This window comes from Pseudomonas sp. (genome assembly GCF_049645325.1).
GTDB lineage: Bacteria > Pseudomonadota > Gammaproteobacteria > Pseudomonadales > Pseudomonadaceae > Aquipseudomonas.
Genome location: NZ_JBARTQ010000554.1, coordinates 1 through 10,891 on the forward strand (window position 1 = coordinate 1; position 10,891 = coordinate 10,891).

General features: G+C 63.1%; 10 protein-coding genes. 5 read left to right on the plus strand and 5 right to left on the minus strand.

Features of this window, described 5'->3' with window-relative positions; translation table 11 throughout:
• A partial coding sequence (locus WBB95_RS23245) for a DeoR family transcriptional regulator (protein WP_424489695.1) occupies positions 1-414 on the plus strand: 414 nt, incomplete at its 5' end.
• A 1-nt stretch (position 415) separates the two neighbouring features.
• Here WBB95_RS23245 and WBB95_RS23250 read toward each other — a convergent pair.
• Entirely contained in the window at positions 416-1,279 is an 864-nt protein-coding gene (locus WBB95_RS23250; RefSeq protein ID WP_424489696.1) for a LysR family transcriptional regulator, read from the minus strand.
• Between the two features lie 101 nt (positions 1,280-1,380).
• Between WBB95_RS23250 and WBB95_RS23255 the strand changes: the two genes are divergently transcribed.
• Positions 1,381-2,385 carry a quinone oxidoreductase family protein gene (locus WBB95_RS23255; RefSeq protein ID WP_424489697.1) on the plus strand — a complete coding sequence of 335 codons (1,005 nt, stop codon included), beginning with the start codon at positions 1,381-1,383 and terminating at the stop codon, positions 2,383-2,385.
• Positions 2,386-2,446: 61 nt separating this feature from the next.
• On the opposite strand, the gene WBB95_RS23260 is transcribed toward WBB95_RS23255, so the two are convergent.
• Both WBB95_RS23260 and WBB95_RS23265 read right to left on the minus strand, forming a co-directional pair.
• A complete protein-coding gene (locus tag WBB95_RS23260) occupies positions 2,447-2,794 on the minus strand; it encodes a hypothetical protein (protein WP_424489698.1) in 348 nt (115 codons plus the stop codon).
• A gap of 148 nt (positions 2,795-2,942) precedes the next feature.
• Entirely contained in the window at positions 2,943-3,665 is a 723-nt protein-coding gene (locus WBB95_RS23265) for a pirin family protein (RefSeq protein WP_424489699.1), read from the minus strand.
• A 180-nt stretch (positions 3,666-3,845) separates the two neighbouring features.
• On the opposite strand from WBB95_RS23265, the gene WBB95_RS23270 reads away from it, so the two are divergent.
• Both WBB95_RS23270 and WBB95_RS23275 read left to right on the plus strand, forming a co-directional pair.
• Entirely contained in the window at positions 3,846-4,796 is a 951-nt protein-coding gene (locus WBB95_RS23270; RefSeq protein WP_424489700.1) for a GlxA family transcriptional regulator, read from the plus strand.
• Positions 4,797-4,891: 95 nt separating this feature from the next.
• Entirely contained in the window at positions 4,892-6,391 is a 1,500-nt protein-coding gene (locus WBB95_RS23275; protein ID WP_424489701.1) for an ATP-binding protein, read from the plus strand.
• On the opposite strand, the gene WBB95_RS23280 is transcribed toward WBB95_RS23275, so the two are convergent.
• The gene (locus WBB95_RS23280) at positions 6,338-9,100 is read right to left on the minus strand and encodes an ATP-binding protein (RefSeq protein WP_424489702.1); all 2,763 of its coding nucleotides are present in this window, start codon (positions 9,098-9,100) and stop codon (positions 6,338-6,340) included. The two genes, WBB95_RS23275 and WBB95_RS23280, sit on opposite strands and share 54 nt — an antisense overlap.
• 58 nt (positions 9,101-9,158) lie before the next feature.
• Positions 9,159-9,557 carry a helix-turn-helix domain-containing protein gene (locus tag WBB95_RS23285; RefSeq protein WP_424489703.1) on the minus strand — a complete coding sequence of 133 codons (399 nt, stop codon included), beginning with the start codon at positions 9,555-9,557 and terminating at the stop codon, positions 9,159-9,161.
• Between the two features lie 204 nt (positions 9,558-9,761).
• On the opposite strand from WBB95_RS23285, the gene WBB95_RS23290 reads away from it, so the two are divergent.
• Complete coding sequence (locus WBB95_RS23290; RefSeq protein WP_424489704.1) at positions 9,762-10,670, plus strand: LysR substrate-binding domain-containing protein; 909 nt, start codon at positions 9,762-9,764, stop codon at positions 10,668-10,670.
• The last annotated feature ends 221 nt before the right edge of the window (positions 10,671-10,891 follow it).

Below are 10,891 nucleotides of genomic sequence, written 5' to 3' on the forward strand. Positions count from 1 at the left end.
ATGCAATATGGGCGTTCATACATTCATACGGAAACTGACGCCTTCGACCTGACCTATTTCGTGACGTATCAATTACGCGTCATTGAGCGCGCCATTCATGAGTTTGTGGATTACTTTGAGGAGAAGAGGAAAGAGTCCGTAGAGCTGATGAGCTGGTTGGATACGCTTGAATTGAAAGACGGGCTGAATTATCGCCAGGGGCACTTTTTGAAAAAGGTGCTTCAGCACCCAGGGCGCGTATTCACACCCAAGGAACTCACCCACGACTACGATATTTCGGAAAATACCGCGCGTAAGGACCTTGAAAAACTGCTCGGTATGAAGGTGCTGTTCAAGGTGCAGGAAGGTAAAGGGTTTCTCTATCTGGCGAGAGAGGACGCGGATGCCAACTTGAAAAAACTTGCCCGAAGCTGACTCAACGGCGCAACTGCGGCTCGCCTTCAATGCACGCCACCAGAAACTCCATCACCACTTTCACCGCCGGCGAGCGGCGTATGTCCGGGTACACCGTGAGCCAGATATCACGCTCCGGGCCGTCGGTGGCGGTGGGCAACCTGACGAGCAAAGGGTCGTGATCGCCTACCAGCGTCGGCAGCACCACCGCGCCGACGTGCGCGCGGGCCGCCATTTGCTGGGTGATCAGCTCGCTGGCGGCGAACACGATCGGGCGTTGCCCGCGCAGTTGGTGCATCCAGGCCTGCTGGGGCAAATGATCGCGGCTGGTGTCGTAGGCGATGAACGTCCATTGCGGCGCCGGCAGTTGCTGGCGTTCAGGTGAGCTGTAGAGGCCGAAACGCACCACGCCGACCTGGCGACGCACAAGGGCGTCTTCGTCCGGGCGCACGGTGCGCAAGGCGATATCGGCTTCGCCTTTGTCCAGCGCGGCCAGTTGGGTGGAGGGCATCAATACCAGGTTCAACTGCGGATATTGCGCGCGCAACCGTGCCACATGGGGCGCGATGCAGTGGTTGGCAATGGACGGCGGGCAACTGGCCCGCACGGTGCCGGCCATTTCAATCGAGGCGACTCGCGACAGGCGCAGCACTTCGGTGGCCATGTCGCCCATGCCAGCCGCCAGTTCGGCCAGTGCCAAGCCTTGTGCAGTCAGTGGCCGACTGCGCGGCAAGCGGTCAACTAACTTCACGCCGAGGGCTTTTTCCAGTGCATCCACACGGCGCCCAACCGTGGCGTGTTCCACCTGCAACTCCCGGGCAGCCGCCGACAACGACTGCGTGCGCGCCAAAACAGTGAAGTAATACAGATCTTGCCAATCGAACATCGGGTTATTTCCGCACGGAGGCTGTTAGGTATTGGGGAATTCTCAGGCTGAGAAGGTCCTTTTACCATGGCCGCTTCCCAGTGCAAACGGAGTTGTCCCCGATGAAAGCCATCACCTTGCAAGCTTACGGCGGTCCGGATGTCGCGCAGTTGCGCCACGACGCGCCCACACCTCAGGTTTCACCCGGGCACGTGTTGGTGCAGGTGGCCTGCGCGGGGATCAATTTCATGGACATCCATACCCGCCAAGGCAAGTACGCGCGGTCGCAGACGTACCCGGTGCGGCTGCCCTGCACCTTGGGCATGGAGGGCGCGGGCGTGGTGGTAGATGTGGGCGCAGGCGTCAGCCATTTGGCTGTCGGCGACCGCGTTGCCTGGTGCATCGCCTGGGGCGCGTATGCCGAATACGCCAATGTGCCGGCGGACAAAGTGGCGCAGATTCCCACTGCGATTGCTTTCGATCAGGCCGCTGCGGCGATGTTTCAGGGCTGCACCGCGCATTATTTGATTGATGATGTGGCGCGGCTGAAGGCTGGCAGCTCCTGCCTGGTCCATGCCGCGTCCGGCAGCATCGGCCAACTGCTGGTGCAGATGGCGCATCGGTTGGGCGCGACGGTGTTTGCCACCGCCAGCACCGCCGAAAAATGCGCGATTGCCCTGCAACGTGGCGCCCACCAGGCATGGAGATACGACGAGGGCCGGTTTGCTGACTGGGTGCGTGAGGCAACGGGCGGGCAGGGCGTGGATGTGGTGTTTGATGCGGTCGGTAAAACGACCCTGCGCGACAGTTTTCGCGCCTGTCGCACGCGTGGGTTGATCGTCAATTATGGCAATGTTTCCGGCTCACTGACCGACCTGGACCCGATTGAACTGGGCGAGGCAGGCTCGTTGTTTTTGACCCGGCCTAGGCTGGCCGACCACATGGCCGACGGCCCGACCGTGCAACGACGTGCCAACGCGGTATTCGCGGCGATGCTGGAGGGGTCGCTGACCATCGACATCGAAGGGCACTACACGTTGGAAACCGTGCAGCAGGTGCATGAGCGTATCGAGGCGCGGCAGCAGATCGGCAAGGCAGTGCTGTGGGTTGACCGCCACTTGCATTAATTGCAGGCGAAAAAAAACCGGCTGATCAGGCCGGTTTGGGGTGCCTCGCCAACAGCGAGGGTCAGGCGTTGTTGCTGTGCAGGCGATCAGCACCGCCTTCGGCCAGGCCACGTTCTTGCAGACGATCAGCACCGCCTTCAGCCAGGCCACGTTCCTGCAGGCGGTCAGCACCGCCTTCGGCGAGGCCACGTTCCTGCAGGCGATCAGCACCGCCTTCAGCCAGGCCACGTTCTTGCAGACGATCAGCACCGCCTTCAGCCAGACCACGTTCCTGCAGGCGGTCAGCACCACCTTCGGCAACGCGGCTTTCCATCAGGCGATCGGCGCCGCCTTCAGCGACTACCGGGTGGGCAAAAGCGTTTGCAGCGAGTACCGAGAAAGCGAGGGTAAGCAAGAGTTGGCGTTTCATGGTGGTGTGCTCCGAGTGTTTTAGTTTGGGTGCCGCTTGGTATGGGTTTGATGTTACGCGTTGGATTTTTTTAGAGAACTTCATTGGGCTGATGGTGACTATCGATGCCAGCGATGACCCGTTTTGGGGCGGGTCATCGCGGTGAGGGTCAAGGCATCTGCGGGCGTTCCTGAGGGCGCAGGTCGAATACCAGCACCTCGGCATCTTCGCCGTGGCTCAGGTTGATCTGGCGCTCATCCCGCACTCGGGCACCGTCACCTTCCTGCAAACGCTGGCCATTGACCTCAACGCTGCCGCGCGCCACATGGATATACACGTGGCGGTTTGGCGCCAGCTCCAGGCTCGCGCTTTCGTCGCCGTTGAACAGCCCGGCATACACCCGCGCATCCTGGCGAACGTGCAGCGAACCGTCGGCGCCTTCCGGCGAGATGATCAGTTGCAAACGCCCGCGTTTCTGCGCTTCGCTGAAGTGCTCCTGTTGATAGCGCGGCTCAGCGCCAGCCTCATTGGGCACGATCCAGATTTGCAGGAAGTGCACGCCACGGCTCTGGCTGTGATTGAACTCGCTGTGGGCCACGCCGCTGCCGGCGCTCATCAGTTGCACGTCGCCGGGGCGAATCACCGAGCCGGTGCCCAGGGTGTCCTTGTGTTCCAGGGCGCCTTCCAGCACATAGGAGAAAATCTCCATGTCGCGGTGCGGGTGCTGGCCGAAGCCTTTACCGGCGGCAACGCGGTCGTCATTGATCACCAGCAGGTCGGAAAAACCCTGCTCGTTGGGGTTCCAGTAACTGGCGAAAGAGAAGGTGTGGAACGACTTCACCCAACCGTGATTGGCGGCGCCGCGTTCGGAAGCTTTGCGAAGGGTCAGCATGGTGGTGTCCTCAAGTGAGCGCAGGCTGCGAGATGCAGGGCGCTTGCGTTGAGAAGAAGGTTACTGGTTACTGAAATATTCATTAAGAAGCTGAAATCTGAATAACTGTCTCATTTAAGTTGACAGTTAAGGGCGTGCCATAATGTCCGTCGCCTTCCTTCTCGATGGACGCTTCCCCTCATGAAAACCGTGGCCATGGCGCTATTTCCGGACTTCCTCCTGCTCGACATGGCTGGGCCGCTTGAAGTGTTTTCGATTGCCAACCGCTACCTGCCGGCGGCAGCTCACTATGAAATCCTGACCATCGGCACCGAGCCCGGCCCGCTGCGCGCCTCCAATGGTGTGGCGGTGCAGCCTGACGTGCTGCTGGCCCAGGCCGACGATGCCTACGACCTGCTGCTGGTGCCGGGCGGCCCCGGTGCCTATAACGAATGCCATCCCGACCTGTTGCCCTGGCTCAAGGCCGCAGCGCCACGGGCAAGGCGCTTCGGCTCGATCTGCACGGGCGCCTTCGTGCTCGGTCACGCCGGGCTGCTCGACGGCCAGCGCGTGACGACCCATTGGCACTACACCGAACGCCTGATCAAGGCGTTCCCCAAGGCCATCGTCGAGACCGATCGCATCTACCTGCAAGACGGCCGGTTGATCACTTCCGGCGGCGTCACCGCCGGTATCGACCTGGCCCTGTCGATTGTCGCCCAGGACCATGGCAAGCACGTCGCGGTGGAAGTGGCCAAAGTGCTATTGGTGGTGATGAAACGCCAGGGCGGCCAGGCTCAGTTCAGCCCGATGACGGCCGCCGTGGCGCCGTATGAAACCCCGGTCACCCGCGTGCAGAACCACGTGCTGGCCCAGCTGGATCAACCCTTCACCATTGACTCGATGGCCGCCTTGGCAGGCATGAGCGCCCGCCATTTTGCGCGGCTGTTCGCCAAAGAAGTGCAGATGACGCCGATGGCGTTTTTGCAGGGCGCGCGCATCGACCGCGCCCGCCACCTGCTCGAAACCACCGACCTGCCGCTCAAGACGGTGGCCTTCCACGCAGGCTTCGGCAGCGTGCGGCACATGCGCTTTCTGTTCAGTGAAAAACTCGGTCTCAACCCGACTCAATACCGACAGCAGTTCAGTTAACGACAGGATGTCCGTCTCGCGCACCCCAAAGTCCGTATTGCTCCCCGTGCCAGCATTGTCGTGTCACAGGTAGCTGGCAAGATAGCCACAGGCCCATGGAAAAGGATGCGCAGATGCCCAAGGCCGGGCGTTTCGGCGCTTTTGCATACATGAATAACCCTCACGTGGTGAGCTTCGGCCCCTACACCTTTCACCGGCACCAGCGTCTGGTCAGCAAGGTCGGCCTGCCGGTGCCCTTGGGTGGGCGAGCGCTCGATATATTGGCGGTGCTGCTGGAAACACCGGGCCAATTTGTCAGCAAAGACACATTGATTGCCCGGGTCTGGCCGTGCAGCGTGGTCGAAGAGAACAACTTGCGCGTGCACATCGCAGCGTTGCGTCGAGCGCTGGATGGCGCGCGCTACCTCCTCAATGAGCCGCAACGCGGCTACTGCTTCGTTGCGCCGCTGGCGGCCCCGACGGCGATGCCCCGGCATAACCTGGCCGCGCGCCTGAGCCCGGTGATCGGCCGTGACGCGCTGCTGGGCGCGCTGGCGCGGCGTTTGTCCGGGCAAACCTTGATGACCCTCACCGGTTGCGCCGGCGTCGGCAAAAGCAGCCTGGCCCTGGCGTTGGCCGAACGTGTGCTGCCGCGTTATCGCGACGGCGTGGGGTGGGTCGACCTGGCAACGGTCGAAGCGCCCATCACGATGCTGCGCCATGTCGCCCAGGCGCTGCACCTCGAACCCTGTGGCAACGCTGCTGAACTGTGTGCTCAATTGGCTGGGCGCCAGTTGTTGCTGGTGCTCGATGGCGCCGATCTGTTGCTCGGCGCCTGCCGACATCTGCTGCGCACCCTGCGCGAGCAGGCACCGCAGGTGACGGTGTTGTTAAGCAGCCGCGAAGCCTTGCAGGTGCCCGGCGAATGGGTGCAACGCGTGCCGGGGCTGGCGCTGCCAATACCGTCGGCCTGGGCCGGTGTCGAGCCAGCGATGGCTTACCCTGCGGTACAGCTGTTTGTCGCCCGGGTGCGTGCCGGGCAGCAGGGGTTTGTCTTGCGGCCCCAGGATTTGGCACCGCTGCGCGATGTGTGCAGGCGCCTCGATGGCATTCCCCTTGCCCTGGAACTGGCGGCCGCTCAGGTCGATGCGCTCGGCGTGCGTGGCTTGCAGGCGCAATTGCAAGGCGGCTTGCAGGTATTGACCCGCGGCCGCCGCACGGCAGTCGAGCGCCACCGGTCCCTGGCGGCCGCGCTGGATTGGACGTATGAGCGGCTGAGCCTGCCCGAGCGTTGGCTGTTCCTGCAATTGGCGCTGTTCAAAACGGCCGTGACCTTGCCGACCCTGAGCCCGCTGGTCGCGGGCACCGAGCTGGAACACGCCGACCTGGCGTACCTGCTGGCGCGTCTGGCCAGCCTGTCGTTGCTGGAAGTGGAACCCGGCCCCGGTCCTCTGCGTTACCGCCTGCTCAACAGCGCGCGCAGCCACGCCCTGGCGCAACTGCGCGACCCGGCCCAGGTGGAGCGTTTGCGCCGTGGCTACGGGCATTACCTGGGGGCGTTTTCAGGCCGGCCGTTTGTCCTGCAACTCGTCGAGCAGGCTGCGTACGCGGGTTAGATCTGCGGTGGCAAACCCTTCGGTAAATCGCCGGTAGACCGCGTTCAGTACGTCGCGGGCGGCTTGCAGGCGGCCTTGGCGTTGCCACAGGCGCGCCAGGGCCGTTGCACTGCGCAACTCCCACGCCAGGGCGCCTTGCTGATGCGCCAGGCCCAAGGCCTCCAGCAGCAGTGCTTCAGCGGCGCGCGCATCCAGCGTCGCCTCGGCGCGCACGCGCAGAATTTCCGCGGTGCACCAGCCTGCGCTGCCGTTCCTGGCGCGTTCAAACACGGCGTCATCTGCCGGGGCAGTGTTGAAGGTCAGCAAAATGTCCTGGACCAGCCCCAACCCTCGCACCTGTTCCGGCGGGGCCTTGCCTTCATAGTGCCGGGCCCAGGTCTGGAACAACGGCACCGAGTGCTTGTGTGCCTGTTGCAGTAACAGGTCCAGCAGCGTGCGGGCCATGGCGCTGTCGCCGTTGTAACGGGCGATCACCACCCCGGCCAGCGCCAGGGTGTAGCAGATCGAGGTGCCGTGGTTGATTTGCAGCGCCAGCTCCAGGGCCTGGTTCGCGGTGCGCCAGGCCCGCTCCGGGAAACCGCGCAGCCACAGGATGCGCGCGAGGATCGTCAACGAGGCGACGCTCTGGTCGTATTGCACGCCGAAGCCATGGGTAAACCGGTTGAGGTGGCCACTCTGGGCCATGCGCTGAATCACTTGCTCTGCGTTGTGCAACGCCAGCGCCTGGTTGCCGGCAAAATGTTGCGCCAACACGCGCAGGCGTTGGGCGCTGAGGTCCAGCAGCGGCTCGTTTTGCGGGCCCAGCCGATCAAAGTGCTGGCTCTGCAGCAACGCCTCGCGGTAATGGCCGCGGCACAGGTTGACCGCCATATGCCCGGATACCGCACGCAGTTGGCCGGTAAGGTCTTTGCTGGCTTGCGCCAGGCGCTGCGCGCAGGCAAACGCCTCGACGGTCTGCGGGGTGCCGCCTTCGGTGTGGTAGGTAAAGCTGCCCAGCGCCAGTTGCAACGCCAAGTGTAAACGCTGGCTTGGCGCACTCGATTGCCTGAGCCGCGCCAAGGCGCTGCCCACATACAACCCATGCTCGCGCAGGAGCGACAATTCCTGCCACAGCGGCATTGCGCTGACGGTGAGACGAATGCCCAGCAGGTGCACGCCGTCGTCGCCCAGGCACCAGTCGAGTGCGGCGCGGATGTCTTCGCGAAGCGGCGCATAGCGTTCGATCCAGGGCTGGGTGGCGATCAGTTCCCAGTCCTCCTGCGCCTGGTCCATCAGCGCCAGGCAACGCGCGGCATGACGTTCGCGGGTGGCGTCGAGTTCGTCGGCGACACTGAGTTTTCCCAGGGCATAGGTGCGGGTGATATCCAGCAGGCGGTAGACCATTTCGTCATCGCCAGCCTCCACATTCAGCAGCGACTTGGCCACCAATTGGGTGATTGAACCCAGCACTTCGTGGGGTGCAATACGTTCCCCGGCGATCACCGCCGCTGCGCTGGCCAGGCTGAATCCGCCACGGAACACCGCCAGGCGGCGCAGGCAAATCTGCTCGCAGGGCGTGAGCAGGTCAAAACTCCAATCCAGCGTGGCACGCAGGGTTTGCTGGCGAGGCAGGGCGTTGCTTCGGCCACGGGTGAGCAGGCGGAAGTTGTCCTGCAACTGCGCCAACAGTGCAGGCAGGCCGAAACGTTCGATCTGCGCGGCGACCAATTCGATCGCCAGGGGAATGCCGTCCAGGCGCTGGCAGAGGTCGATGGCCAACGGCAGCTCGGCTTCACTGAGTTCAAAGCTGTCCTGATGAGACATCGCCCGCTCGATCAACAATTGCAGCGCCGGGTAACCCAGGGCCTGGGCGCGATTGCCGGTGGCGGGCGGGCAGGCCAGGGGTTCCAGGCGTTGCACGTATTCACCCTCGGCGCGCAAGGCTTCGCGGCTGGTGGCGAGAATGTGCAGATTGGGCGCATGCCGCAGCAGGGTTTCGCTGATAAGCGCAATGTCGTCCAGCAGGTGTTCGCAGTTGTCGATCACCAGCAGCAACTGCCGCGGTTGCAGGCTGCGCGCGAAGGTTTGCAGGGGCTCCTGCTCGGCCAGCGTGAGGTCGAGCAGCGCGGCGAGGTTGGGCAAAATCATTGACGGCGCACTCAGCGGCGCGAGGTCCAGCAGGCGAATACCGTCGCGGTAATGCCCGATCAATAACTCTGCCATCCGCAACGCCACGGTGGTTTTACCGATGCCGCCTGCGCCGGTCAGGGTGATAAAACGTTGCTGAGGCAACTGCTGCACCAGCGCGTCGATCAGCGCCTGGCGGCCGATCATGCGGGTCTGGCGCAGCGGCAGGTTATGGCCCTGGCGTTGAGGGGCGCCGTCGGCTGGAAGCGTCATCGGTTCGATGCTCAGTGGCGCCACAAAACTGTAGCCGCGCTGGGCCACCGTGACGATATAGCGCTGCCCGGCCTGGCCGTCGCCCAGCGCCTTGCGCAACGCCGCCATGTGCACGCGCAGGTTGCCGTCTTCGACCACGCTCTTGGGCCAGACCCGGGCGATCAATTCCTGTTTACTCACCACGTTGCCCGCCTGTTCCAGCAGGATCAGCAGAATGTCTACCGCGCGCCGGCCGAGGCGCAACGGACGACCGGCCTCCAGTACCAGGCGTTGGCGCGGATGGATGCGGTAGGGGCCGAATTGCACGGCCTGGTCGCTGAGGTCACTCATGGTGGCCCATGCTCTGGAAAAAGGGTCCGGCCAGCATATTGCAGGTGGGCGCAGACCACTAGGCTGCAATCACGTGGGGTTTGTGAAGCAATTGGTGGTTTCGCCAGGTCATCGGGTTGACGCCTTCACTGCGGGTGAACATATGGCAGAAATGTGCCTGGTCACAGAAGCCACACTCCAGGCTGATTTGCGTGAGGCTCAGGGCGGAACCGGTGATCAGTTCCTTGGCGCGCTGGATGCGCTGTTGGCGAATCCATTCCTGTGGCGACAGGCCGGTGCTGCACTTGAAGGCACGCGAAAAATGGCTGCGCGACAGTGCACAGGCCTGGGCCAGGTCGGCAATCGTCAGGCTTTCGCCGAGGTTGGCGAGAATCAGTTGTTTGGCAATACGCTCGCGCCGGGGGCATAGGCCGCCGGTAGCGGATAAGCGGGGAGCACAGTGCTCAAGTCGGGCCATGACGAATATCCGCAGTCGATGGGAGCGTTCCCGGTGAATGGATGCAGTGTAGACGGCTCCATTCTTGGCGCCGGACCGTTTGGCTGACGAGTTAATCGTTGTTAATTTCGCCAGGTCAGGACGTCGAAAAGACAGCACAGGCATGCAATCGCAGGGTCGAGCCTCATGCTTATCTGGCTGCCTGGAAACCGTCTGGATAGCGCCATGAACCGCAACGACCTGCGCCGCGTCGACATGAACCTGTTGGTGATTTTCGAAGCGCTGATGTTCGAAAAGAACCTGACCCGGGTGGCCGAAAAACTCTTCATGGGCCAACCCGCCGTGAGCGCGGCATTGGTGCGGCTGCGCGACCTGTTCGACGACCCGTTGCTGCTGCGCAACGGCCGGGGCATGGAGCCCACGCCACGCGCCGTGGCGATACTCAAGGAGTTGCAGCCAGCCATGGACACCATTTCAGGCGCGGTCAGCCGCGCCAAGGATTTCGACCCTTCCACCAGTTGCGCGGTGTTTCGCATCGGGCTGTCGGATGACGCCGAGTTTGGCTTGTTTCCGCCGTTGCTCAGTCAACTGCGCGAGGAGGCGCCGGGGATTATCGTGGTGGTTCGCCGCGCCAATTACCTGTTGATGTCGGCGTTGCTGGCCAGTGGCGAAATTTCGGTGGGGGTGAGTTACACCACTGAATTGCCGGCGAATGCCAAGCGCAAGAAGCTGCGGGATATTCCGTGCAAGGTGCTGCGCGGGGACGACGGTGTGGCGCCGCTGAGCCTGGATGACTATTGCGAGCGCCCGCATGCGATGGTGTCGTTTTCCGGGGACTTGAGCGGCAATATCGACCTCGACCTGGCGCGCATTGGCCGCGCGCGCAGGGTGGTGCTGGCAGTGCCGCAGTTCAGTGGGTTACGGGCGCTGTTGGCGGGGACGCAGATTATTGCGACCGTGCCGGATTATGCGGCGTGTGCGTTGACTGAGGGCTCAGCGTTACGCGCCGAGGATCCGCCGTTTGAGATAGAAGCGGCGGAGTTGTCGATGGTGTGGAGTGGGGTGCATGACAATGACCCTGCGGAGCGGTGGTTGCGGGCGCGGATAGGTGAGCATATGGCGCGGGGGGGTTGATTGGGGGGATATCCGTTATTTGGGTGAAGGCTGATATTGGTTCCGCTTTTACAGCGGGTCACTTTTGGAAAAGAGCCCCAAAAGTAACCAAAAGGCTCTTGCCCCTCCACTCGGTGCCTCGCTGTGGCTCGGCATGCCCGCACTCCGGCTTGAATCCGTGGGCCGCCGCCACGCGCCATCCATGGCGCGGGGCGGCTAACCCGGCGTCCTGCCGGGTTGCC

Coding starts and splice junctions, on each gene's coding strand:
- WBB95_RS23250 (WP_424489696.1), bottom strand. CDS start 1,279: ATGTTCGATTGGCAAGATCTGTATTACTTCACTGTTTTGGCGCGCACG.
- WBB95_RS23255 (WP_424489697.1), top strand. CDS start 1,381: ATGAAAGCCATCACCTTGCAAGCTTACGGCGGTCCGGATGTCGCGCAG.
- WBB95_RS23260 (WP_424489698.1), bottom strand. CDS start 2,794: ATGAAACGCCAACTCTTGCTTACCCTCGCTTTCTCGGTACTCGCTGCA.
- WBB95_RS23265 (WP_424489699.1), bottom strand. CDS start 3,665: ATGCTGACCCTTCGCAAAGCTTCCGAACGCGGCGCCGCCAATCACGGT.
- WBB95_RS23270 (WP_424489700.1), top strand. CDS start 3,846: ATGAAAACCGTGGCCATGGCGCTATTTCCGGACTTCCTCCTGCTCGAC.
- WBB95_RS23275 (WP_424489701.1), top strand. CDS start 4,892: ATGGAAAAGGATGCGCAGATGCCCAAGGCCGGGCGTTTCGGCGCTTTT.
- WBB95_RS23280 (WP_424489702.1), bottom strand. CDS start 9,100: ATGAGTGACCTCAGCGACCAGGCCGTGCAATTCGGCCCCTACCGCATC.
- WBB95_RS23285 (WP_424489703.1), bottom strand. CDS start 9,557: ATGGCCCGACTTGAGCACTGTGCTCCCCGCTTATCCGCTACCGGCGGC.
- WBB95_RS23290 (WP_424489704.1), top strand. CDS start 9,762: ATGAACCGCAACGACCTGCGCCGCGTCGACATGAACCTGTTGGTGATT.